15 protein-coding genes, 2 rRNA genes and 2 riboswitches are annotated in these 25,993 nt (G+C 42.2%); all 17 genes read left to right on the top strand.

What is annotated here, in order from left to right; all coding sequences use genetic code 11:
- Positions 1-6 precede the first annotated feature (6 nt).
- The 17 genes from essC to QF028_RS26190 all read left to right on the top strand — a co-directional run bounded on the left by essC (position 7) and on the right by QF028_RS26190 (position 25,975).
- Positions 7-4,545, top strand: coding sequence for a type VII secretion protein EssC (gene essC / locus QF028_RS26270; protein WP_429470281.1), 4,539 nt, complete (start codon positions 7-9; stop codon positions 4,543-4,545).
- On the top strand, positions 4,538-4,942 hold the full coding sequence (locus QF028_RS26265) for a chorismate synthase (RefSeq protein WP_429470279.1): 405 nt from the start codon (positions 4,538-4,540) through the stop codon (positions 4,940-4,942). Before essC ends, QF028_RS26265 begins: the two co-directional genes overlap by 8 nt.
- A complete protein-coding gene (locus QF028_RS26260; RefSeq protein ID WP_429470277.1) occupies positions 4,929-5,228 on the top strand; it encodes a WXG100 family type VII secretion target in 300 nt (99 codons plus the stop codon). The genes QF028_RS26265 and QF028_RS26260 overlap by 14 nt, the downstream gene beginning before the upstream one ends.
- Complete coding sequence (locus QF028_RS26255) at positions 5,225-5,935, top strand: DUF5081 family protein (RefSeq protein ID WP_429470275.1); 711 nt, start codon at positions 5,225-5,227, stop codon at positions 5,933-5,935. The genes QF028_RS26260 and QF028_RS26255 overlap by 4 nt, the downstream gene beginning before the upstream one ends.
- Positions 5,928-6,254: a hypothetical protein gene (locus QF028_RS26250; RefSeq protein ID WP_429470273.1), complete on the top strand. Its 327-nt coding sequence runs from the start codon at positions 5,928-5,930 to the stop codon at positions 6,252-6,254. Before QF028_RS26255 ends, QF028_RS26250 begins: the two co-directional genes overlap by 8 nt.
- A gap of 1 nt (position 6,255) precedes the next feature.
- Positions 6,256-8,331 carry a hypothetical protein gene (locus QF028_RS26245; RefSeq protein WP_429470271.1) on the top strand — a complete coding sequence of 692 codons (2,076 nt, stop codon included), beginning with the start codon at positions 6,256-6,258 and terminating at the stop codon, positions 8,329-8,331.
- Between the two features lie 17 nt (positions 8,332-8,348).
- Positions 8,349-8,741: a hypothetical protein gene (locus tag QF028_RS26240; protein ID WP_429470269.1), complete on the top strand. Its 393-nt coding sequence runs from the start codon at positions 8,349-8,351 to the stop codon at positions 8,739-8,741.
- 204 nt (positions 8,742-8,945) lie between these two features.
- Positions 8,946-9,512 (top strand): hypothetical protein, encoded by a 567-nt coding sequence (locus tag QF028_RS26235; RefSeq protein WP_429470267.1) that lies wholly within the window; start codon positions 8,946-8,948, stop codon positions 9,510-9,512.
- A 208-nt stretch (positions 9,513-9,720) separates the two neighbouring features.
- Positions 9,721-10,677 (top strand): AAA family ATPase, encoded by a 957-nt coding sequence (locus tag QF028_RS26230; protein ID WP_429470265.1) that lies wholly within the window; start codon positions 9,721-9,723, stop codon positions 10,675-10,677.
- 1 nt (position 10,678) lies between these two features.
- A complete protein-coding gene (locus tag QF028_RS26225; protein WP_429470263.1) occupies positions 10,679-11,902 on the top strand; it encodes a DUF58 domain-containing protein in 1,224 nt (407 codons plus the stop codon).
- The gene (locus QF028_RS26220; RefSeq protein ID WP_429470261.1) at positions 11,895-14,114 is read left to right on the top strand and encodes a DUF4129 domain-containing transglutaminase family protein; all 2,220 of its coding nucleotides are present in this window, start codon (positions 11,895-11,897) and stop codon (positions 14,112-14,114) included. Before QF028_RS26225 ends, QF028_RS26220 begins: the two co-directional genes overlap by 8 nt.
- Before the next feature lie 87 nt (positions 14,115-14,201).
- Positions 14,202-14,304: riboswitch (purine riboswitch) on the top strand.
- A gap of 148 nt (positions 14,305-14,452) precedes the next feature.
- Entirely contained in the window at positions 14,453-15,973 is a 1,521-nt protein-coding gene (gene guaA, locus QF028_RS26215) for a glutamine-hydrolyzing GMP synthase (protein ID WP_429472557.1), read from the top strand.
- A 151-nt stretch (positions 15,974-16,124) separates the two neighbouring features.
- Positions 16,125-16,226: riboswitch (purine riboswitch) on the top strand.
- Between the two features lie 112 nt (positions 16,227-16,338).
- Entirely contained in the window at positions 16,339-17,667 is a 1,329-nt protein-coding gene (locus tag QF028_RS26210; protein WP_088085133.1) for an NCS2 family permease, read from the top strand.
- A 174-nt stretch (positions 17,668-17,841) separates the two neighbouring features.
- A complete protein-coding gene (gene glcT, locus QF028_RS26205; protein WP_429470259.1) occupies positions 17,842-18,684 on the top strand; it encodes a glucose PTS transporter transcription antiterminator GlcT in 843 nt (280 codons plus the stop codon).
- Between the two features lie 191 nt (positions 18,685-18,875).
- On the top strand, positions 18,876-20,951 hold the full coding sequence (gene ptsG, locus QF028_RS26200) for a glucose-specific PTS transporter subunit IIBC (protein ID WP_429470257.1): 2,076 nt from the start codon (positions 18,876-18,878) through the stop codon (positions 20,949-20,951).
- A gap of 340 nt (positions 20,952-21,291) precedes the next feature.
- A 16S ribosomal RNA gene (locus QF028_RS26195) occupies positions 21,292-22,841 on the top strand.
- A gap of 197 nt (positions 22,842-23,038) precedes the next feature.
- A 23S ribosomal RNA gene (locus QF028_RS26190) occupies positions 23,039-25,975 on the top strand.
- The 16S and 23S rRNA genes sit together here, the layout of an rRNA operon.
- The last annotated feature ends 18 nt before the right edge of the window (positions 25,976-25,993 follow it).

The following is a 25,993-nucleotide window of genomic DNA, read 5'->3' as shown; positions in this document are numbered from 1 at the left end:
AGAAAGATGGCACAACGATTATTACTGCTGAGCTATAAAGATCATTTGCACAAATGCCATTTAACGATAAATGAACCAAAAACAATAACAGTTGGAAATGATCGTTCCAACACGATTACCTTTCTCGATTTAAATCCAGGATTGTCTATTATGTGGGATGGAGCTGAATGCTTAATCGGTAATCAGCAGCTGCAGGTTAACGAATGCCTTACATTAAACACTCATGACGAGGCGATCCAGGTTTATATCAAGGAAGAAGCGGAGCGGTGTGTATACGATACAACAGAAAACTATAGTATTACTTTTGGTGCTAATGATTACGATGATGTAAAAATCGAGAACGCTGCCCTCGATTTTGTACTGATTCGCGAGCATTTGGGCGATCCTTTTAAACTTGAAATCTTCGAAGGTCAAATTTACCACAATTATGTTCGGACAACAGGTGTGGTGCTGCTAGAACCAGGAGACCAGCTTTTTTTTGACGGGATGATGATGAAGATTGGTCAGGAGGACCTTGAAATTCTAGGAGTCGACTCCATCATAACAACGAAATTAGTTCGTTTATTTGACGTTCACCATGATTTCGGCAGTCATTACCCTGATTATCATCGTTCACCAAGGATTATATACCGTGAGCCAGAGGAAAAACGAAAAATTGCTAAACCCTCTAATAAACCTGGAAAACCGAGTGAACAGCTGGCACGGGTGATTGTTCCGCCGCTTGTGATGATTGCAGCGATGATCATGGTCTCATTGTTTCTGTCGAATGGGTTTTATATCATCATTATGCTTGCTATGACAGTAACGACGGTCATTTTTTCAATCACATCCTATCTAAAAAGTCTGAAGCAATACCGCTTAAGTTTTAAAGAGCGGGATATAAGCTACCGCGAGTACTTGAAACAGAAAACACAGCAATTATACCAAGCTAGTGAAGAACAGCGGTATGCCCTCTATTATCACTTTCCAGATGTGGAGCAATTGCGTGTGATGGCGATGAAGGTTGATCCCCGAATTTATGAAAAAACCAGCTTGCATCATGACTTCCTTATGTATCGTGTTGGATTAGGGAGGGTTGATTCGAGCTTTGAGGTCGAATTCAATATCGAGGAGTTTACCCTTGATAAGGATGAACTGGTGGATGCAGCCCGCAATCTTAGGGCTCAGTACCTCACATTAGAAGATGTACCGGCAGCGACATCATTAATGAATGGACCTGTGGGGTACATTGGACAGCGTCCGCTTGTGCTGGAACAGTTACAAATGCTGGTGATGCAGGCTGCTTTATTTCACAGTTACCATGATGTTCAGTTTGTCACGATCTTTCCTGAAGCGGAAAAAGGTAAATGGGAATGGATGCGCTGGCTCCCGCATGCTAGTTTACGAGAACTAAACGTAAGGGGATTTGTTTATCACGAACGTTCTCGTGATCAGGTCCTTAACTCCCTTTATCAGATATTAAAAGAACGCAAGCTTGCTATCAATGAGAAAAGTAATAAAAGTGAAAAAATTCATTTCACTCCTCATTTTGTTGTGTTAATAACCGATGAAAAAATGATATTGGATCATTCCGTGATGGAATACTTTAATGAAGACCCGAGTGAATTAGGTGTTTCTCTTGTATTCGTACAGGATGTCATGCAGTCTCTTCCGGAACAAGTGAAAACGGTTATTGATATTCGTGATGCCACAACCGGAATGATGATCCTTGAGAAAGGTGAATTAGTCAATCGACGATTTACACCCGATCGTTTTTCGGAAGGCTTTCATAAAGAAGATTTTTCACGGGCATTGGCATCGCTTAATCACCTGCAAAATTTAAAAAATTCGATTCCAGAAAGCGTGACCTTTCTCGAAATGTATGGTGTAGAGAAAGTGGAGGAGCTCGGTATTGATGGGCGATGGACACAAAATGAAACCTATAAAAGCCTGGCTGTTCCTCTGGGAATGCGTGGGAAAGAAGATCTTGTCCATTTGAACCTCCATGAAAAAGCACATGGACCACATGGTTTAGTGGCTGGGACGACTGGCTCTGGAAAATCAGAAATTATTCAGTCATATATTCTCTCACTTGCGGTAAACTTTCATCCGCATGAAGCTTCTTTTCTGCTCATTGATTATAAAGGCGGAGGGATGGCAAATTTATTTAAAAATCTCCCGCATTTATTAGGAACGATTACAAATTTGGACGGTACGCAATCGATGCGGGCTCTTGCATCGATTAAAGCAGAATTACAAAGGCGCCAGCGGTTATTTAGCGAACATGATGTCAACCACATCAATCAATATCAAAAACTGTATAAATCAGGTGAGGCTAGAGAGCCGATGCCTCATTTATTTTTAATATCAGATGAATTCGCCGAGCTCAAATCTGAGCAGCCCGAATTTATGAAGGAACTTGTTTCGACAGCCCGTATTGGACGTTCCCTTGGGATTCATTTGATTCTGGCTACACAAAAACCGAGTGGTGTGGTGGATGACCAAATATGGTCCAACTCTAAATTCAAGCTGGCACTCAAAGTTCAAAACGCCAGCGATTCGACAGAGATCTTGAAAACGCCGGATGCGGCGAATATCACACTTCCTGGTCGTGCCTATTTACAGGTCGGCAACAATGAAATTTATGAACTATTTCAAAGTGCCTGGAGCGGGGCTGATTATATTCCTGATAAAAACGAACAAGACTTACTGGACACAACGATTTACGCCATTAATGAACTTGGCCAATATGACATCCTCTCGCATGATTTAAGTGGACTATCAAATAAGAAAGACATTAAAAAAGTTCCAACAGAACTGGATGCGGTTGTTGATTATATTCAAGCCTATGCAACGGAAAAAAGGATTGCTGAACTTCAAAGACCATGGCTGCCGCCATTAGAGGAGCGGATTTTCCTTCCAGATTTAAAGGAAGTGAACTACACAAAAGCTTGGGATCAAAAGAAGAGATCGTTAGAAGTGACATTCGGTTTTCTAGATCTGCCTGAAAGGCAAGCACAAAAACCACTGACCTTGGACCTTTCTAAAGATGGCCATCTTGCTGTGTTTGCGAGTCCTGGGTATGGGAAGTCTACCTTTTTACAAAGTGTGGCCATGGATATCGCTCGACAGCACAGTCCCGAGAGAGTCCATTTCTATTTGATCGACCTCGGGACAAATGGTTTGCTGCCATTGCGGGAATTACCGCATACAGCCGATACGATTATGGTAGATGAGGAAATCAAACTAGGAAAGCTTTTCCGCCGCCTGCACAATGAGTTAAAAGAGCGAAAACAAAAATTAAGCAGGTATGGTGTGGCAAATATTCAAATGTATGAACAGGCGAGTGGGGAAGAAGTCCCCGTCATTGTATTAGTCATCGATACATTTGATTCCATCGTCGATGCTGCCTATCGGGACGATTTTGAGAGAATAGCGGCACAGATTGCACGGGAAGGTGTCAGTACAGGAATCCATATGGTGATCAGTGCGGGGCGGCAAAGTGCCATGCGGGCACCAGTTCTGGCAAATATTAAGCATCAAATTTCGTTGTTTATGATTGATAGTATGGAGCCGCGGAATATTGTCGGAAGAACAGAGTTAACGATTGAAGAAGTTCCAGGACGCGGTTTACTTAAATTAGAGCAGCCAACCTTGTTTCAAACGGCTCTTCCTGTCAAAGGAGAAGATACGCTAGCGATTATTAAACAGATTCAAGAAGAGAGTCAAGCAATGCGGAACGCTTGGAAGGGCAAGCTGCCATTGCCGATCCCAATGGTTCCGGAAATCCTTGACTTCACAGCTTTTATTGAGAAACCGGAAACCAAAGCCATTTTAACCAAAGGCGGCATACCGTTTGCGGTAGATTTTGAAAATGTCGAACCTGTCGAATTAAGTGTCGTTAAAGATCATACCACCTTACTTTTAAGTGATCGAATCGATGCAGTGGAACAAGCCTATCTAACTCTAATCGCAAGTATCTCTGTTAATCATCACATCGATGTGGGGCTAATCGACAATGCTGCGTCAAGATTTAGAATGTATAAGGAAAATGTCAATCTTTATGCAGACCATGCCGGTTCAATGGAGGAGTTTATCGAGCGGCTTCAGCAATTATTTGAAACAAGGGAAGATGCCTTCCGTCAAGTTCAAATGGCCACCAATGGCCGTGCAACTAGGAATGATTTTCTGAAGGAGATCCGCCCAATGGTTGTCTTCATAACCGATGTGTCATTCGTGATCGAATCGATGTCCTTTACAGAACAATCGATTCTAGTAAAACTAATGGACACGGGAGCTCGCGCAGGCATTCATTTTGTTGTCGGAGCTGTCCATGGCGCATTAGAAAGGCAATACGATGATATCGCGACCATGGTGAAGAAACAAAAGACCGGCATCTTGATTGGCAGAATTACGGAGCAGAACATTCTTGAGGTCCTAACTAGACCATATAAAGAGCCAAATTTACTTCCATATGAAGCCTATTACATTAAACAGGGCAAAGCAGAAAAGATCAAAATTGCTGCTCCTAGTGTAAAAAGAGAGGAAGTGACTGTCCATGTTTGATTGGTTTAAAAGCGATTCGGAGAGAAAAAGAGATGATTATTACGAGCTGTATGAAAAACTCAAGAGTGCCATTTCGGAACACGATCATAAGGTATCAGAAGCAAATGCAGCCTACAGTTCATATCTAGATGCTATTCCGAATCTATCAAATTCAAAAATACCTTCAAATGATTTTGAAACGAGCAGGGAAGAACTAACGGAAAAGTTAAAGCAGTGTTTTCAGGCAGATCAGGAAAAGCGGAGTTCACTGGCTGCCGCGAAAAATAAGGCATATGAACGATATGTCCATTATAAAAATTTGGCCATTAAAGAGGCGGAAGTGGAAAGAGTAAGAAGAGAAAAGGAATTGAACGAGCTACAGGAGAGATTGGAGCGATTGATCAGTGGGGAGCGTTAGAATTGACGGGGATAAAGTAAATGAAGCGAAGGCCGCAGCGAAGGCATTAGAGCAATCGATTGAACAAACCTATGAATCTTGTGAACAACTAATTTCTTACCTTCATTCAGCGGAATGGAGCGGGAAATCTAGAGATTCCTTTTTAAGTTATCTGGAAATCATTCAGAAATATCATCATGATCTGAAGTCCGCTGTCGCAAAACAAACAAAAGCCTTAAATAACCTGGATGGTTACGTAGATGATTTCCTTCAAGACGGCTCAGTGAGGGAAGTGAAGAATTTATGATCGAACAATCAACAGATATGTTTTCAGCGGCTGAATTATACCTATTAGCGGCAGCTTTTGGCGGAACTGTTCTTTTTGGCTTACCTGAGAAAGAAGTTTACCAATTACAAGGCGAAGAGGTTTTCAAAGAGGCACATGACCGATTGATTGAGAAGAAAATCATCACACCGGAGGGAAAGATAACAAAATCTGGGGCCCTGATCATCCAAACCATTGAATTTTATCATCAAAGTAAGAAATACGTTCGTATCAATAATCTTCTCTTTGCCTTCCATGAACGTGAAAGTGATGAGGTCTTTGTTCTGGCGGAGTTGGAAAGACAGGGGTCTTATCAGTTACGTATCACCTCTAAAGTATCACTTCTAAAAATGTTAAGTGAACATTTTCCGGTGATTGTAAGAGAACCGGTTGAAACGGAAAAAGCGTTCTTAAAAAAAGAATTATCTAATCAAGAAAGACGCGAGACCGAGAGTTTTGAGCCGGAAGAGATGTTTATGAATCTAGAATTCTTCCATCTTAAGGAGGAACATAAAGATCAATATAATTGGCACTATTATCAGCAGTGGCTGATTTTTACGAAAAATGAAAAGTTAATCATGGTCGATACTGTAAATAAAAAATATTACCATGCTAGTCAATATTGGTTTTTGAAGGTCCTATTTGACGAAATGGATTTCCCTTATAAGGAGGCGAAGTCATATGCTTAAAGCTGATGGGGGCGGTTCCAGAATGCTGATTAATATAAATTCTGATGAGATGACAACCATTTTCACCCTTTTACAGGGGATTATTACGGAGCTAGAGACCAATGCCACTCCGAGTATTGAAAAATTGGCGAACATCGATTATTACATAGAAGGAAAAGCAAAAAAAGCAATGGATGTATATGCAGAAGCGAATCAGAAGGTAATGGATTTATACGATAATTACTCCCGTGCCGCTGCGTTGGTGATTGATATCCTAAATACGATGATGCAGGCAGACGAAGCAATCGCGGAACAAATCATCGCAAAACTGGGGGTATGATGTGATGGATGTAAAATATATCCCATCAGACTGGGAAAAGATGAAAGACGGCATTGGCGATTTAATCGGTCTGGGCCGCTGGGGCAAAGGGATGATTGATACTCTGAAAGATCTAAGTGATAATTTAGAGGATGCTGAGTCTGATATCGCGAATTATGATAGTGATGGGGTTATATCCTTTCATCACACCAGTCAAAAAAGCAGGTACCAAGGATTATTTGAAGACTTCGAGATTTTACACAACTTTACTGGAAAGGTCGGAGAAATTGTTGACCGCACAATTGATCAGCCATTCTATGAAGATATGGATGCGTTTGTTGAGGCAATGCGTGATTTAACGATTTCCAACTATACGACAACGAATCGAGTCGGAGCGACAGAGACTCAATATGTCTATGCAGGTTACGGTCCTGCTCAATCTTTTGAAGTTCCTAAAACGGAAGTAAGCTTGGATGACTTGTTTAGTGGTGATAATTACTATGCAAGTCAAATGAAGCTTGAATACGATGCTTGGAAAGAACTTAATCCAGACCGGGATTTCACGCAAGAAGAATATCAACAAGCCGTTTTAAATACACGTGCCTTTGAGTATGAATCCATTCGGAACCAGCAAGAAAACAAAGAATTTTGGGTGCAAATTGGAGCGTTAGTTGTCATTGTAGGGACGACACTCATCTGTCCTCCAGCAGGTATGGCCTTAGGGGCAGCCTATGGTGCAATGGAATTGAGTTCAGCTGTTTCCGGCAAGGACTGGGTGTCAGACCGGGAGCTAGGGACTTCGGAAAGGTGGTTCCGCGGACTTTTGGCCCCATTGGATATTGTACCCGGTGTCAGCGGGTTAACGAAATTCTCAAGCACGGTCCGTCTCGCTCATCTAGGGGAGAATATCGGAACGATCGGATTACGGACAGGAGTTAAAGGGAGTATCCATCAAGGAATGACTCATATCGACAACATGGTAAAAACCGCTGGTCAGCAATCGGTCACACGTTTGAAGAGTGCCTCATCGGCAATAATAGATACAACAAGTGTGATGAAAAACAAGTTGGTAAAAGATACTGTGGAAGCAGGAAGATTGGTAGACTCTGCTATTACACAGGCGAAAAACATTACCCCCTCGCGGAGAATGGGCTTGGCTATTGATAATGCTGGCGATGTTGGTAAGGTGCGCATACCTGTTGAGAATACCCATGCGGTGGAGAATAAGCTGAAAGAAGTGCTTAGTCGGATTAATGGGGTTAATCTTGGGAGTGGTAATTCGACGGGTACGGTTGATGTTGTTAAGGGATCTAGATTACAAGAGAAATTTTCGGTTTTAATGAGCCTAGAGGATGCCAAACGATATGATCAATACTGGAGTAAAATGGAAATTGGAATGAATAGCGAGGCTAGGGTTGCTACTGGTAAATTAAGCTCAGATAGTTTTGTTAATAAGATACTTCCTAATAAACTAAAAGAACATAATATAAGTTTTGATGAATTTACAGAATTAAAATTAAAACCTGACTACCTGCTAAATGATAATGAAAGGAAGATTATGCAAGATATTCGTGATTCTGTCTCGCGTCCGGGTAAAAATACAACCTTAATTAAGAACTTACCTGAAAAAGATATTCAGAAATATCTGGATGGAGATTATACCTCTATCAAAGGATTTGTTGCAAAGGCTGTTGATAGTTCACATATTCATGAATATTCTCATGTACGAGAGTCAATGAGATTAGATTATTCCTATTATGATGATTATGCAGAAGTGGTGGTTAAACCGTATCCTGAGGATGGGTATAGATATGGCTATATTGAATTTAAAGCAAAGAACCCAGATATGCTCTCCCCAGAAAATTTAGAGATCCCATATGGTCATACGATGAATAAACCATATAGTGGATGGGAATATAATGAGTGGCCATGGACAGGAAATGGCTTTACATCGTCCAGAAATGATGAAGTTATTCCTGAGTGGACATTAAATAAGTTTATTGATTTAAGAGAAGGAGCGAAATTACACAAAGTAGTGGATGGCAAAGATGAAGTTATTGCCATCTTTGACGGAAAAATGTTTAAACTGCTTCAGTAAAAAAAGAGGTGAATGTAATGGTAAAGTCAGGAATATATGGTAAGTACAGAGGAACTGAGTATGAAATAACTGTGGATATGGACAATAATATTAAGATTATAACTGAAGAAAAAGGAAAAATTGATAGTACATTTGAAGATCTTTATAATAGCGGTGTATATACAAAGATAGTAAATCCTAGCGAATTAATCGAATGTGTAAGTATCGTTCTTTATGGAATGATCCAAGGAGAGAAAGTCCAAATTTTAAAGGAAAAAGAAAATGAATACCAAGTGGCCACAGGCTCTTTACTTATAGGAAATGATTTAAATCTACCAAGAGTAGATCGTGATACTTGGCTTGGATGGGTGCCTAAAAGTAAGGTAAAACTCATGGAAGAAATAACAGCTATTAATCCAGAAGATTTATAAATTTTGTGGTGAGGGATTTATTATTAAAAATAAAAAATATAAAGCTTTTATTAGTAGGTTTGCAGGAACGATAAGAAAAATCGAATTATTTTCAAACCGAAAAGAAATAGATTTTAAGCCCGCAATGTCGGCACACATGAAAGATTAAATAAATAACTCTTTTATGAATTAGCGAGAGAAGTTCTAATTAAAACATAGGATGAATTGTTACTAAGCTGTTTTGATTTTTATTTAAATTATATAAATCCTGGAGAGAAAGTCCAAGTTTTACAAGAAAAAGAAAATGAATACCAAGTGGTTACGGGCTCTTTACTTATTGGAAATGAATTGAATTTACCAAGAGTCGATCGTGAGGTTAGAGGGAACAAGATAATGGATAAATTAATGGCAGGAACGCTGGAGGTTGGTGGTATCACTATTACTAGCGTGACTACTTTGAATAGTTTTAGAAATGAAAATTTGAACATTAAGATTAAAGAAGGTAATTCCAATAATTTTGTGCATTTTTTATCTCCACAATCTATATATTCAGAATCATTTCTTATCCAATTAGTATTTATTGATGAAAAAATAAGTAAGGTTATCCTTAGAGCTTATTCGGAAATTGAAGAAGACGGTTTGACTATCGCTAAAAGACATAGAAAATGGTTAATTACATTATTGGGTGAACAATTGGGAATTAAAAATCAAATAGAATTTGATTGGGGTGTAATTAACCCATGGGTGGACATGCGGAGTAGTCAAGCAGAGATTCATTTAACATATTTCTAAACCAGCATTCAAGAATTCAAAGTCTACTCTTTTTATAGGAGTAGGCTTTTTTTATTCGTTCTTCCCTAAACCTTCCCCAATCTACCTTTCTCTAATATTTACCTAGTTTTGTATATTGTGTATCTATTTATAAAGGAATATTTTAGGAGTATATAGAATACTTAGATGAATGCCCAAATAGATAGTAACCATCCTAGGAGGAGTCACCTTGTCTCTTGAACAAATAAATCCTGTGATTGAAAAAATACTCGTAAACATTGAAAAGGTTATGATTGGAAAAAGAGACGTTGCTGAACTTAGTCTGGTTGCCCTGTTAGCTGGCGGCCATGTGCTGTTAGAAGACGTACCAGGTGTCGGGAAAACGATGATGGTTCGTGCCCTGGCAAAGTCTGTGAATGCCAACTTCCGCAGAATTCAATTCACACCCGATCTACTGCCATCCGATGTAACCGGAGTCTCCATATATAATCCAAAAGAAATGGAATTTCAATTTCGTCCCGGTCCGTTAATGGGGAACATCATTCTTGCCGATGAAATTAACCGGACATCCCCGAAGACACAGTCGGCACTCTTAGAAGGGATGGAGGAAGCGAGTGTAACCATTGATGGAATAACTCATCAACTGAACAAGCCATTTTTCGTTATGGCAACGCAAAACCCAATCGAATATGAAGGGACTTACCCGCTCCCTGAGGCACAACTTGACCGTTTTTTATTAAAAATGAGAATGGGTTACCCGGACTTACAAGAGGAAATGGAAGTGTTGAACCGAGCACAAAGGGTCCCGCCGATTGAGGATTTAACGCCAGTGATTGACCTTGAGGGCCTCCGCGATTTACAAAAAGAAATTAAAGATGTCTTCGTCGATGATACGATTAAGCGTTACATTGTCGACATTGTCAATCGCACTAGGGGACATGGCAGCGTCTACCTTGGGGCAAGCCCAAGGGGTTCAATTGCTTTAATGAAAGCAGCGCAGGCCTATGCGTATATGTTTGGACGTGATTATGTCCTGCCTGATGACATTCAATATTTGGCCCGTTTTGTCTTATCCCATCGGATCATTTTAAAATCAGAGGCAAAGTTTGAAGGGATTACTGCTGAAGAAATAGTCAACCAGGTGGTTGCAAGAGTTCCTGTACCGGTCCAAAGGTTAGTGAAATAGAATGAAAAAGCTCTGGATTCCAATCAAAAAAGTGTGGAAGTTTATCCTGTTACTTTTTTTGATTCTATTAACCTTTTCTTACGCGATGTTCCAAGGGGGTTTTGTCAGCTGGTTTTTATTTTATAGCTTTTTACCCTTTGCGATCTATTGTGTGGCCATAGCCTTCTACTCCTTAAATGAACTTGAAGTCACAAGAACATTGCAAAAATTAGATTACAACGCGGGGGAACCTTTAAGGGTGGCAGTTACAGTAAAAAGGTCAAAATCCTTTCCGTTATTTTATTTACTTGTCGAGGACAACTTAGATGATTCCTTGAAATTTGCCAATCAGCAAAAGAAACCAAAGGCACTTCTTTTACCGGGATTGAAAAAGGAATTTTCTTATGAATATATCATTGAAGAGCTGCCGCGCGGTGAACATTTTTTTCAGTCCTTTACCGTAAGAATCGGTGACCCGCTAGGCTTATTCGAAAAAGAAAAAAGGTTAGCTGCAGAGGGGAAAATTATTGTCTATCCAGCATATTCAGAGCTATTATATCGACCAGTCGAAAAGCAGTATGATCAAGGGCTGACTGCATCAAGGGAACGTGTGCAGCGTGATACCTCAATGGCTACGGGAGTAAGGGACTACCAGCCTGGTGACCGATTTTCGTGGATTAACTGGAAAGCCTCTGCGAAACGAAACGTACTAATGACGAAGGAATTTGAGCAGCGGCAATCACACGACGTGTTCGTTGTCATGGATTGTGTACCGGATAAGCACTTTGAGCCGGTTGTATCGTTTACCGCCTCCTTGCTGCGGGCCATTTTGAAAAAAGGAGCCCAGACAGGCCTATTAACGATTAGCAGCGAGCGGGCATCGTTCCCGATCCGAGGCGGAGAACAGCATCTCCAGCAACTCTTTTATCATTTAGCAAAAATAGAAGCGAAATGTATCTCACCTTTTGAAAAGGTGTTAGATACAGATGGTCTGTTTATCCAACAAACGGTTTCATTTATGCTTGTCACTGCACAGATAACCAAACCCTTGATTGAAAAAGCAAGTTTTCTTGGACAACGAAAAGGAGGAACCATTACGCTTTTTCTAATAAAGGGGGAGAAAGAATCCCCAACAGAAAACGAAAGATCACTCATTGCAATGGCCAATGCACGAGGGGTGCGGATTGTTATGGTTCATGAAGGTCAACACAAGGCAGCCTTTTCGGAGGTGAACTTTTTTGATTAAAAGGGATTATCCGTCGTTTCTGTTATATACGTTTGGTTTTCTATTATTATGGGAGTGGCTTCGTCCAGTTGAACAATTAACGGAAACGGAACATATTGAAACATTTATTATTTTCCTGATTATTTCGTTTGCCCTCTCTTTTTTACATCTAAAATGGATTTGGCAATACCTGATTAAAATGATATTTATCTTATATTCTATCAACCGCATCCACTATGATGAAGGGTTCTTTCAGTTTGGCTGGGTTAAGTTCTTATTAACGGATGTGATCGATAATATTGGCTTGATCGCTGCAAGGGACTGGAACGACTTATCCAATGTGTTCCGGACACTATTATTCTTTGTGCTGCTTTGGCTAATGGTCTATTTAATTCATTATTGGCTCTTAAACCGGAAGCGAATATTTATCTTTTATTTTATGACATTGATTTATATTACCGTGTTGGATACGTTTACCCCTTATAGCGCAAAAGCGGCGATTGTCAGAACAGTGGTGGCTGGTTTTGCGGTGATGGGGATGCTGACGTTTAACCGGATTATCCAGAGGGAGAATGTAAACACCGAGCCAGCTTTCTATCGAAAGTGGATGGTGCCGCTAGCAGGAATGATTGCATTTAGTGTTTTTCTTGGAATAGCAGCACCAAAAGCTGAACCGATATGGCCCGATCCTGTTCCCTATTTAACAGCTAATAACGATAAAGTTCCAGAACGCAATCTTAGTGGTGTGCATCGAATTGGCTACGGAACGAATGATTCGGCTTTAGGCGGTCCATTTATAGGGGACAACAACCCGGTTTTTAACTATGAAGCGAACGGAAAAAATTATTGGAAGATGGAAACGAAGGATGTGTACACAGGAAAAGGCTGGCTAACATCTGGGACAACGCCCATTTCCTTCCGTCAGGAAGACTTGGTCCCTGTTTATTCATTGCCAAAAACAGTGGAGACCATTAAGGAAACTGCCCGTGTATTAACCCATGTAGGTTATAATTATAACTATCTTATGTATCCTGCCGGTATTAATAAAGTGTTAAAAATTCTGCCGCTTGATGCAGCTGGAAATGACTTTGAGGTCGATACAACAAATGAGAGAATCAGCTTTTACAATCATAACAAAGCTCCTGTTGTACCTCGCGACTTTACAGTTGAATTTGAAACACCCAAATATAAAGCAAAGGATTTAGTGCAAACAACTAGTTTTGATCCGACGAGCATCAACCCTGAATTTTATGAAAAGTATACCCGACTGCCTGAGGAACTGCCACCAAGAGTTAAAGAGTTAGCAGAAGAAATTACTGCCTCAAAATCGAATTGGTTCGATAAAGCGAAGGCAGTGGAAAGTTATTTTGGAAAAGCGGAATACACCTACGACCAAAAAAATGTTGCGGTGCCTGACACCAACGATGATTATGTCGATCAGTTTTTATTTGATACAAAAAGGGGTTATTGCGATAATTTCTCCTCATCCATGGCAGTTATGCTTCGAACACTGGGGATTCCCACTCGCTGGGTCAAAGGGTTTACGGGCGGAGATTTTCTCCAATATAGTGATGAGGCTTCAGGGGTACAGGTTTATGAAGTAACAAATAATAATACCCACTCCTGGGTGGAGGTCTTTTTTCCGAATCAAGGCTGGGTCCCATTTGAGCCGACAAAGGGCTTTTCAAATGAGATCATCATCAATTATGAATCAAAAGCGACATCATCATCTAATCCGCAAACCAGCACACCAACTGTGAAAATGCCTCAGCAGGAAAATCTTGATGATACGAAGGCGTCAAAGGATTCGAATCAATTCTCTGATATCAAAAGAATATGGACTGATTCTAAATTGTTTTTGAAAAATAATTGGAAGCGGATGGTCCTTATATTCATACTCTTAGCAGGAGTATCTACGATTCTTTATCGGATCCGTGGGAAGTGGGTTCCGTACTTGCTGTTAGCGGTTTATCGGTTCAAGAAAAAGGACGAAAGTTTCGGGACTGCCTACCTGGCTTTATTAGAACAGTTCGATCGCTACGGTTTAAAGCGGAAGGAGAACCAAACACTGAGGAACTATGCCCGTTATATTGATTCGTTCTTTTCGACGAGAGAGATGTCCCGATTGACAGCTATTTATGAAAATTATGTGTATCATCAAAACCTGCCAAAGGGAACTTGGGAAGAATCGCATGAATTGTGGGAAAATTTAATCAAAAAAACAATTGCTTGACCAGAAAAACGACCTATTGTTACAATATGTACTATTCAATGTCTAGCGTAAGTTATTAGCGGAATTCGCTAAATGGGTGTGCGCTTTTCAAAATATGTACGTTTCCTTCATATATCCTCGAAAATAAGGTTCGAGAGTCTCTACCGGGTCACCGTATAATGACCTGACTATGAAGGCAGGATTTTTCTGTGAGCACTTTGCAAGAAAACTAGAATTCTGCCTTCCTGATATTTAAATGGAGGGAGAATTCTAGTTTTTTTTATATCATTTGTTGTTATGGTTAATAATAACTATATCTTTAGAAAATTGGGGTGAATGCTTTGCCAGGAAAGCATGAAATGATTATTGTATTAGATTTTGGGAGTCAATATAACCAGCTAATTACTCGCAGGATCCGCGAGTTCGGGGTATACAGTGAACTGCATCCGCACACGATTACAGCAGAAGAAATTCGCCAATTAAACCCAACAGGGATTATTTTTTCCGGCGGACCAAACAGTGTGTACGATGAAAATTCCTTCCGATGTGATGAAGAAATATTTGAAATGGGTCTGCCAATCCTCGGAATTTGTTACGGGATGCAATTAATGACTGTCCATTTCAATGGGAAGGTGGAAAAAGCAAACCAGCGTGAATACGGGAAAGCAACCATAACGGTGCAGCATGAATCAGCGCTATTTAGCGGCCTGCCTAAAGAGCAAACCGTGTGGATGAGCCATGGCGACCTTGTGGTAGAAGCCCCTGCAGGTTTCACTGTTGACGGAACAAACCCGCACTGCCCGATTTCAGCAATGAGTGATGAAGAACGAAAGCTTTACGCTGTTCAGTTTCATCCGGAAGTACGTCATTCTGTTTATGGGAATGAATTGCTTAGGAATTTTGTTTTCAACGTTTGTAAAAGCACTGGCGATTGGTCAATGGGGAATTACATTGAAATCGAGATGGCGAAGATTCGCGAACAGGTTGGCGATAAAAAGGTGCTTTGTGCCTTAAGCGGCGGGGTTGACTCTTCAGTTGTTGCCGTGTTAATTCATAAAGCTATTGGTGACCAACTAACTTGTATTTTTGTGGACCATGGTCTTCTCCGTAAAAATGAAGCAGAAAGTGTGATGAAGACTTTCTCTGAAGGCTTCCATATGAATGTAATCAAGGTCGATGCTAAAGAACGTTTCCTATCGAAGTTGGAAGGCGTTTCTGACCCAGAGAAGAAACGGAAAATCATCGGCAATGAGTTTATCTATGTATTTGATGATGAAGCAACAAAGCTTAAGGGCATCGAGTTTTTAGCCCAAGGAACGCTTTATACCGATATCATTGAAAGTGGTACAGCTACGGCACAGACGATTAAATCACATCACAATGTAGGCGGCCTTCCAGAAGATATGCAGTTTACTTTAATTGAACCATTAAGCACCTTGTTTAAAGATGAAGTCCGTGCGCTTGGAACAGAGCTTGGCATTCCGGATGATATCGTCTGGAGACAGCCTTTCCCTGGCCCAGGTCTAGGGATTCGTGTCTTAGGAGCTATTTCAGAGGATAAACTTGAAATCGTTCGGGACTCGGATTGGATCCTTCGTGAGGAAATTAAAAAAGCTGGGCTTGACCGAGAAATATGGCAGTATTTCACCGTACTTCCAGACATTCGCAGTGTCGGAGTAATGGGTGATGCTAGAACTTACGATTATACCATCGGTATTCGAGCGGTTACTTCGATTGACGGGATGACATCCGATTGGGCAAGGATTCCGTGGGATGTCCTTGAAGTAATTTCAACGCGTATTGTTAACGAAGTAGCGCATGTGAACCGGGTAGTGTACGACATTACCAGCAAACCGCCAGCAACGATTGAGTGGGAATAAGAAAAGCGATAGCGTAAGAACCAGGACTATAGTCCCGGTTCTTATTTCTTTAGGAGTGAAATATTCACGAACGATTTCAATTTTAATTTTAAAATCGTTCGTATTTTTTGTTTACAAGATATTTTTTTCCTGCTAAAATAAAAAACGAGTTAAGAGAATATAATAATTGCATCGTATAATCTTGGGGATATGGCCCAAAAGTTTCTACCGAGCCACCGTAAATGGCTTGACTACGAGGCAGTGTCATTAATAAAGAGGCTAGCTTCCTTTCCTCTATTTTTGCACATGCCTAAAGTCACGCTCCGGTAGAATATGCCGGAGCTTTTTTTTGCATAATAAAGAAAAGATTCATAGGGGGAAAATAAATGCAGAAGTATTTTGAGTTTGAGAAACACGGTACAAATTATCGCCGCGAGTTTATTGGTGGACTGACCACCTTCTTAGCGATGGCTTATATACTAGTTGTTAACCCGTTAACATTATCATTAGCATCAATAAAGGATTATCCTGATGCCTTACGAATGGATTATGGTGCCGTATTTGTGGCAACAGCCCTCGCATCAGCGATAGGATCGATTGTCATGGGACTTCTTGGAAAGTATCCACTAGCACTAGCCCCGGGAATGGGCTTGAATGCGTTCTTTGCTTATACAGTTGTATTAGGAAGCGGGATTCCTTGGCAGCATGCCCTTGGCGCAGTCCTTATCTCAGGTGTGTTTTTCTTCTTATTAACGCTCACTGGCCTGCGAGAAAAAATTATTAACGCCATTCCAGTTGATTTAAAACACGCCGTTGGTGCTGGGATTGGCTTATTCATTACCTTTATCGGATTACAAAATGCTGGTATTGTGGTCAATAATGATGCAACACTTGTTGGTTTAGGCGATTTGACAGCAGGACCTACTTTGCTTGCTATTTTTGGGATCGTTGTTACAGTAATTATGATGACAAGAGGTATTAATGGTGCCGTATTTTATGGAATGGTCATCACAGTAATCGTCGGAATGATCTTTAACTTAATTGATATGCCGCATAAAGTAGTCGATTCAGTTCCAAGTTTAGCGCCGACCTTTGGTGCAGCCTTCTCTTCGTTTGGAGATAGTTCTTTTTATACAACTGCAATGCTTGGAATTATTCTAACTTTCTTGTTTGTTGATTTCTTTGACAATGCTGGTACACTTGTCGCAGTAGCGAACCAAGCGGGAATCATGAAAGACAATAAACTGCCTCGAGCTGGACGCGCGTTAATTTCGGATTCGATTGCAACAACTGTCGGTGCAGTACTTGGTACATCCACAACAACGTCTTATATTGAGTCATCTGCAGGGGTTGCCTCTGGAGCGAGAACTGGGTTTGCAGCTTTAGTAACAGCCGGATTCTTTATCTTATCGTTATTCTTCTTTCCGTTATTATCGGTTGTTACAGCACCTGTAACGGCACCTGCGTTAATTATTGTAGGGGTATTAATGGTATCTTCATTAGGGAAAATTGATTGGCAGCGTTTTGAGATTGCTGTTCCAGCATTCTTAACGATGATTGCGATGCCACTGACTTACAGTATTGCCACTGGTATTGCTGTTGGGTTTATCTTCTACCCAATTACAATGATCGTAAAGGGCAGAACAAAAGAAATACACCCGGTCATGTACTTCTTCTTTGTAATCTTTGTACTATATTTCATTTTCTTAAAATAAGTCAAAAGGAACTGTGGGCTGCCACAGTTCTTTTTTATTGGGTTGAGAGGGATGAAATTTGAATAAATTACTAGTCGTAAGTTCATGTAGCAGTCGAACTTTGTCGTTGACTTCCTGTTTTCTCTCTTTTATCCTGTAAATAATAGGTTAAAAGGTAGAAATGGGGAATTGGGTATGGCAGAACTGCTGATTGAAAAGGTTTTAAATAATAATGTTTTAATTGCTGAACACCCTTCCTATGGTGAAGTTGTTTTGATTGGGAAAGGACTTGGCTTTAATCGCAAGCGCGGGGACTATATCGAAACAGATTCAGTGGAAAAACTTTTTGTCTTAAAAAATGAAAAGGAACAAGAAAATTATATTAAATTGCTTCCTTTTATTGATAACGAATACTTAGAGGTAATCATAGCCTCCATTGAATTAATCAAGCAACGAACAAATTCGATGCTAAATGAACATATCCATGTGGCGTTAACGGACCATCTTATGTTTGCTTTAACGAGGATCTCGCAAGGGATGGAATTGAAAAATCCATTTTTAGTGGAGACGAAAGCGCTTTATCGTCGTGAGTATGAAGTGGCAAAAGATGTCGTGGAGCTTATTAAGGATAAGACAGGAATTAGCCTTCCAATTGGTGAAATAGGATTTATCGCCCTGCATATTCATAGTGCGCTAACAAATAAAAATCTTTCGGATGTAAATCAACATTCACAACTAGTCAGCAGATTGGTTGATATGGTAGAAGAACAGCTTGAAATAGAGATAGATAAAGAAGGAATCGATTATATGAGACTTGTTCGTCACCTTCGCTTTGCGATTGATAGAGTAGTTAAGGGTGAAAAAGTCGATGAACCAGAAAAAATCGCTTCCCTATTGAAAGATGAATATCCAGTATGTTATAATCTCTCATGGAAGCTCATTAAAGTGATGCAACAATCATTAAAATTGAAAGTCTTTGATGCAGAAGCAGTATATTTAACAATGCATTTGCAGCGACTTCAAAAAAAATTTAAATAGCACTTATTTTTTTACGTGTTACTGATTCGATCAGGCATGAGTAAAAAGTTTAATTGAAATGAAGTTAATGGGGTAATCTATACCCATAGTTTCATTCAATTGGATTTTTTTACTCATGCCTTTTTTATTGTATTTTTTGTAGATAATGTAACCGCTTTATGAGCTGAACAAAAAATTAGGAGGTATTTTTTATGTTTAAAAATGCTTTTGGTGTTTTACAGAAAGTCGGTAAAGCACTTATGCTACCAGTAGCGATTTTGCCTGCTGCCGGGATATTATTAGCAGTTGGTAATGCACTTCAAAACCCGACATTAATTGACCTCGCCCCATTCTTAGATAATAGTGGGATTGCGATGGTTGCGAAAATTATGGAACAGGCAGGTAGTGTTATATTTGGTAACCTGTCGTTATTATTTGCCGTTGGGGTAGCGATTGGACTAGCTGGAGGAGAAGGTGTAGCTGGACTTGCTGCGATTGTAGGTTTCCTGATTATGAATGCAACCATGGGAACTGCTTTAGGAATAGATGCAGATGCGCTTGCGAAGCATCCTCAAAGTTACGCGTCAGTTTTAGGGATTCCAACACTGCAAACCGGAGTTTTTGGAGGTATCATCGTAGGTCTGATTGCCGCGTATATGTATAATAGATTCTTCGAAATAGAATTGCCATCCTATCTAGGATTCTTTGCTGGTAAGCGATTCGTTCCAATTGCAACAGCTGCAAGTACTGTTCTTTTAGGATTGCTAATGATTGTTATTTGGCCTCCAATTCAAACAGGCTTGAATCTTTTCTCCACTAACATGGTTGATGCAAACAGAACTGTTGCTGCCTTTATTTTTGGGGTCATTGAACGTTCATTAATTCCATTTGGATTGCATCATATTTTCTATGCGCCATTCTGGTATGAATTTGGCAGCTATACAAATGCTGCTGGCGATCTTGTACGTGGTGACCAACGTATTTTCATGGAACAAATTAAAGATAATGTACAACATTTAACTGCAGGTACATTTACAACGGGTAAATATCCGTTTATGATGTTTGGACTTCCTGCAGCAGCACTAGCCATTTACCATGAGGCTCGACCAGAAAAGAAAGCGATTGTAGGGGGATTGATGGCTTCTGCAGCGTTAACTTCTTTCCTAACAGGTATTACAGAACCAATTGAATTCTCATTCTTGTTTGTTGCTCCAGTATTATTTGGAATCCACGCAATTTTTGCGGGATTATCCTTTATGACAATGCATTTGTTAAATGTAAAAATCGGGATGACATTCTCAGGTGGATTAATTGACTATATTCTTTTTGGTTTAATCAACCCACAAACAAATGCGTGGATTGTTATACCTGTAGGTCTTGTCTTTGCATTGATTTATTACTTCGGTTTCCGATTTGCGATCCGCAAATGGAATTTAAAAACACCAGGTCGTGAATTAGAAGAAGAAGATGAGAGCCAAGCACCGGCAGGCAAAGCAGGCGCAGGTGATTTAGCAGCTAATATTTTAGATGCGATGGGTGGTAAGGAAAATATTGCTCATTTAGATGCTTGTATTACACGTCTTCGTGTATCGGTTAATGATAGTAAAAACGTTGATAAAGCCCAACTGAAGAAACTTGGTGCGGCAGGTGTCCTTGAAGTAGGTAATAACATTCAAGCGATTTTTGGACCGCGTTCTGAAACAATCAAAGGACAAATGAAAGATATCATGTCAGGTAAGCGACCTCGTACGACTTCTGTTGCTACACCAGAAAAAGGTGCAGAAAAACAGAACGAGGCCACTAATTCAGATGCACTTCAAAAAGCACGTGAAAATGAAGTATTTGCAGCACCGCTAAAAGGGGAAATCAAGCCGATTACTGAAGTGCCGGATCAGGTGTTTGCTGGGAAAATGATGGGCGATGGATTTGCAATTGTACCGGCAGAAGGAATGATTGTTTCACCTGTCAATGGAAAAATCGTAAACCTATTCCCAACAAAACATGCAATCGGTATTTTATCTGATACTGGTCGTGAAATACTAATTCATGTGGGTATTGATACTGTTAATTTAAAAGGCCAAGGATTTGAGACATTAGTGTCAGAAAATGACATTGTCGAACAAGGACAGCCTTTATTGAAAGTAGATTTAAACTACATTAAAGAACACGCAACATCCACAATCACACCGATTGTCTTCACGAACTTAGCTGAAGGTGAAAAAATTGTTATTAATAAGCAAGGTCAAGTGGAGTTGAAGCAAGAAGGTATCATTAAGATTACTAAGTAAATTGAGAGCCGGTCCAAATGTTTGGATCGGCTTTTATACTTATTAATAGAAGAAAGTTGATATAGGTAAATTCATTTGAAATTTTTATTGACGTTGTCTTATCTAGGTGGTATTATATTAAAGCAGTCGTTATTGACGAGTTAACAACTTGTTGGTGTTGAAAAACATTCGATAAATTGGTTGACAACGAATTGCTGAAATGTTATAGTTATAAAGTTGCTTCAAACGAAGTAACGAGATTGTTCTTTGAAAACTAAACAAACAAAATCGTGCAAACAAACAAAAATTTTTAGTTTCAATTAAGAAACTAAGCCAACGTAACAAAATGAGCTAATCAACTTTCTTGGAGAGTTTGATCCTGGCTCAGGACGAACGCTGGCGGCGTGCCTAATACATGCAAGTCGAGCGAATCAATAGGAGCTTGCTCCTGTTGGTTAGCGGCGGACGGGTGAGTAACACGTGGGCAACCTGCCTGTAAGACTGGGATAACACCGGGAAACCGGTGCTAATACCGGATAATCCTTTTCCTCTCATGAGGAAAAGCTGAAAGTCGGTTTCGGCTGACACTTACAGATGGGCCCGCGGCGCATTAGCTAGTTGGTGAGGTAACGGCTCACCAAGGCGACGATGCGTAGCCGACCTGAGAGGGTGATCGGCCACACTGGGACTGAGACACGGCCCAGACTCCTACGGGAGGCAGCAGTAGGGAATCTTCCACAATGGACGAAAGTCTGATGGAGCAACGCCGCGTGAGCGATGAAGGCCTTCGGGTCGTAAAGCTCTGTTGTTAGGGAAGAACAAGTACCGGAGTAACTGCCGGTACCTTGACGGTACCTAACCAGAAAGCCACGGCTAACTACGTGCCAGCAGCCGCGGTAATACGTAGGTGGCAAGCGTTGTCCGGAATTATTGGGCGTAAAGCGCGCGCAGGCGGTCCTTTAAGTCTGATGTGAAAGCCCACGGCTCAACCGTGGAGGGTCATTGGAAACTGGGGGACTTGAGTGCAGAAGAGGAAAGCGGAATTCCACGTGTAGCGGTGAAATGCGTAGAGATGTGGAGGAACACCAGTGGCGAAGGCGGCTTTCTGGTCTGTAACTGACGCTGAGGCGCGAAAGCGTGGGGAGCAAACAGGATTAGATACCCTGGTAGTCCACGCCGTAAACGATGAGTGCTAAGTGTTAGGGGGTTTCCGCCCCTTAGTGCTGCAGCTAACGCATTAAGCACTCCGCCTGGGGAGTACGGCCGCAAGGCTGAAACTCAAAGGAATTGACGGGGGCCCGCACAAGCGGTGGAGCATGTGGTTTAATTCGAAGCAACGCGAAGAACCTTACCAGGTCTTGACATCCTCTGACACTCCTAGAGATAGGAATTTCCCCTTCGGGGGACAGAGTGACAGGTGGTGCATGGTTGTCGTCAGCTCGTGTCGTGAGATGTTGGGTTAAGTCCCGCAACGAGCGCAACCCTTGATCTTAGTTGCCAGCATTCAGTTGGGCACTCTAAGGTGACTGCCGGTGACAAACCGGAGGAAGGTGGGGATGACGTCAAATCATCATGCCCCTTATGACCTGGGCTACACACGTGCTACAATGGATGGTACAAAGGGCTGCAAGACCGCGAGGTTTAGCCAATCCCATAAAACCATTCTCAGTTCGGATTGCAGGCTGCAACTCGCCTGCATGAAGCCGGAATCGCTAGTAATCGCGGATCAGCATGCCGCGGTGAATACGTTCCCGGGCCTTGTACACACCGCCCGTCACACCACGAGAGTTTGTAACACCCGAAGTCGGTGGGGTAACCGTAAGGAGCCAGCCGCCTAAGGTGGGACAGATGATTGGGGTGAAGTCGTAACAAGGTAGCCGTATCGGAAGGTGCGGCTGGATCACCTCCTTTCTAAGGATAAAGCTGGACATATGAGCCAGACAAAACAGTTTGTGACACGATATTTGTTTGTTTAGTTTTGAGAGTACAATTCTCTCAAAACTTTTTTTTAATCGTTCTTTGAAAACTAGATAATCGTAATGAAGAAGTCAATGTAAGAACTGAGTCAATGCCAATTTCTTATTTAATAAGAAGAAACAAACCTTTTAGGTTAAGTTAGAAAGGGCGCACGGTGAATGCCTTGGCACTAGGAGCCGATGAAGGACGGGACTAACACCGATATGCTTCGGGGAGCTGTAAGTAAGCTTTGATCCGGAGATTTCCGAATGGGGGAACCCACTGTTCGTAATGGAACAGTATCTTTACCTGAATACATAGGGTATTGAAGGCATACCCGGGGAACTGAAACATCTAAGTACCCGGAGGAAGAGAAAGCAAATGCGATTCCCTGAGTAGCGGCGAGCGAAACGGGACATAGCCCAAACCAAGAGGCTTGCCTCTTGGGGTTGTAGGACACTCAACATGGAGTTACAAAGGAACGGGGTAGATGAAGCGACCTGGAAAGGTCCGTCATAGAAGGTAAAAACCCTGTAGTCGAAACTTCGTTCCCTCCTGAGTGGATCCTGAGTACGGCCGGACACGAGAAATCCGGTCGGAAGCAGGGAGGACCATCTCCCAAGGCTAAATACTCCCTAGTGACCGATAGTGAACCAGTACCGTGAGGGAAAGGTGAAAAGCACCCCGGAAGGGGAGTGAAATAGTTCCTGAAACCGTGTGCCTACAAGTAGTTAGAGCCCGTTAATGGGTGATAGCGTGCCTTTTGTAGAATGAACCGGCGAGTTACGATCCCATGCAAGGTTAAGTTGAAGAGACGGAGCCGCAGCGAAAGCGAGTCTGAATAGGGCGTATGAGTATGTGGTCGTAGACCCGAAACCAGGTGATCTACCCATGTCCAGGGTGAAGTCCAGGTAACACTGGATGGAGGCCCGAACCCACGCACGTTGAAAAGTGCGGGGATGAGGTGTGGGTAGCGGAGAAATTCCAATCGAACTTGGAGATAGCTGGTTCTCTCCGAAATAGCTTTAGGGCTAGCCTCACGTAGTAAGAGTCTTGGAGGTAGAGCACTGTTTGGACTAGGGGCCCTCATCGGGTTACCGAATTCAGACAAACTCCGAATGCCAAAGACTTATCCGTGGGAGTCAGACTGCGAGTGATAAGATCCGTAGTCAAAAGGGAAACAGCCCAGACCACCAGCTAAGGTCCCAAAGTATACGTTAAGTGGAAAAGGATGTGGAGTTGTTTAGACAACCAGGATGTTGGCTTAGAAGCAGCCACCATTTAAAGAGTGCGTAATAGCTCACTGGTCGAATGACTCTGCGCCGAAAATGTACCGGGGCTAAACGTATCACCGAAGCTGTGGATTGACATCTTAGATGTCAGTGGTAGGAGAGCGTTCTAAGGGCGTTGAAGCTAGACCGTAAGGACTGGTGGAGCGCTTAGAAGTGAGAATGCCGGTATGAGTAGCGAAAGATGAGTGAGAATCTCATCCACCGAATGCCTAAGGTTTCCTGAGGAAGGCTCGTCCGCTCAGGGTTAGTCGGGACCTAAGCCGAGGCCGAAAGGCGTAGGCGATGGACAACAGGTTGATATTCCTGTACCACCTCTTTATCGTTTGAGCAATGGGGGGACGCAGGAGGATAGGGTAAGCGCGCTGTTGGATATGCGCGTCTAAGCAGTTAGGCTGAGAAGTAGGAAAATCCGCTTCTCGCAAAGGCTGAGCTGTGATAGCGAGGGAAATTTAGTACCGAAGTTCCTGATTCCACACTGCCAAGAAAAGCCTCTAGCGAGATAAAAGGTGCCCGTACCGCAAACCGACACAGGTAGGCGAGGAGAGAATCCTAAGGTGAGCGAGAGAACTCTCGTTAAGGAACTCGGCAAAATGACCCCGTAACTTCGGGAGAAGGGGTGCTTTTTGAGGTGAATAGCCTCGAAGAGCCGCAGTGAATAGGCCCAGGCGACTGTTTAGCAAAAACACAGGTCTCTGCGAAGCCGCAAGGCGAAGTATAGGGGCTGACGCCTGCCCGGTGCTGGAAGGTTAAGAGGAGGGGTTAGCTGCTAAGCGAAGCTCTGAATCGAAGCCCCAGTAAACGGCGGCCGTAACTATAACGGTCCTAAGGTAGCGAAATTCCTTGTCGGGTAAGTTCCGACCCGCACGAAAGGCGTAACGATCTGGGCACTGTCTCAACGAGAGACTCGGTGAAATTATAGTACCTGTGAAGATGCAGGTTACCCGCGACAGGACGGAAAGACCCCGTGGAGCTTTACTGTAGCCTGATATTGAATTTTGGTACAGCTTGTACAGGATAGGTAGGAGCCTGAGAAGCCGGAGCGCTAGCTTCGGTGGAGGCGTCGGTGGGATACTACCCTGGCTGTATTGAAATTCTAACCCGCACCCCTGATCGGGGTGGGAGACAGTGTCAGGTGGGCAGTTTGACTGGGGCGGTCGCCTCCTAAAGAGTAACGGAGGCGCCCAAAGGTTCCCTCAGAATGGTTGGAAATCATTCGCAGAGTGTAAAGGCACAAGGGAGCTTGACTGCGAGACCTACAAGTCGAGCAGGGACGAAAGTCGGGCTTAGTGATCCGGTGGTTCCGCATGGAAGGGCCATCGCTCAACGGATAAAAGCTACCCCGGGGATAACAGGCTTATCTCCCCCAAGAGTCCACATCGACGGGGAGGTTTGGCACCTCGATGTCGGCTCATCGCATCCTGGGGCTGTAGTCGGTCCCAAGGGTTGGGCTGTTCGCCCATTAAAGCGGTACGCGAGCTGGGTTCAGAACGTCGTGAGACAGTTCGGTCCCTATCCGTCGTGGGCGCAGGAAATTTGAGAGGAGCTGTCCTTAGTACGAGAGGACCGGGATGGACGCACCGCTGGTGTACCAGTTGTTCTGCCAAGGGCATCGCTGGGTAGCTATGTGCGGACGGGATAAGTGCTGAAAGCATCTAAGCATGAAGCCCCCCTCAAGATGAGATTTCCCATAGCGCAAGCTAGTAAGAACCCTGAAAGATGATCAGGTTGATAGGTCAGAGGTGGAAGCGTGGTAACATGTGGAGCTGACTGATACTAATCGTTCGAGGACTTAACCAATTTTTTAAGGCATACTCG

This window comes from Neobacillus sp. B4I6, assembly GCF_050434045.1.
GTDB lineage: Bacteria > Bacillota > Bacilli > Bacillales > Cytobacillaceae > Neobacillus.
Note: the sequence above shows the minus strand (reverse complement) of the source record. Positions and strands in the feature narration are given on the sequence as shown.

Excerpts from the sequence above, each read along its gene's own strand:
- essC (WP_429470281.1), top strand. The coding sequence starts at position 7 with ATGGCACAACGATTATTACTGCTGAGCTATAAAGATCATTTGCACAAA.
- QF028_RS26265 (WP_429470279.1), top strand. The coding sequence starts at position 4,538 with ATGTTTGATTGGTTTAAAAGCGATTCGGAGAGAAAAAGAGATGATTAT.
- QF028_RS26255 (WP_429470275.1), top strand. The coding sequence starts at position 5,225 with ATGATCGAACAATCAACAGATATGTTTTCAGCGGCTGAATTATACCTA.
- QF028_RS26250 (WP_429470273.1), top strand. The coding sequence starts at position 5,928 with ATGCTTAAAGCTGATGGGGGCGGTTCCAGAATGCTGATTAATATAAAT.
- QF028_RS26240 (WP_429470269.1), top strand. The coding sequence starts at position 8,349 with ATGGTAAAGTCAGGAATATATGGTAAGTACAGAGGAACTGAGTATGAA.
- QF028_RS26225 (WP_429470263.1), top strand. The coding sequence starts at position 10,679 with ATGAAAAAGCTCTGGATTCCAATCAAAAAAGTGTGGAAGTTTATCCTG.
- guaA (WP_429472557.1), top strand. The coding sequence starts at position 14,453 with ATGATTATTGTATTAGATTTTGGGAGTCAATATAACCAGCTAATTACT.
- QF028_RS26210 (WP_088085133.1), top strand. The coding sequence starts at position 16,339 with ATGCAGAAGTATTTTGAGTTTGAGAAACACGGTACAAATTATCGCCGC.
- glcT (WP_429470259.1), top strand. The coding sequence starts at position 17,842 with ATGGCAGAACTGCTGATTGAAAAGGTTTTAAATAATAATGTTTTAATT.
- ptsG (WP_429470257.1), top strand. The coding sequence starts at position 18,876 with ATGTTTAAAAATGCTTTTGGTGTTTTACAGAAAGTCGGTAAAGCACTT.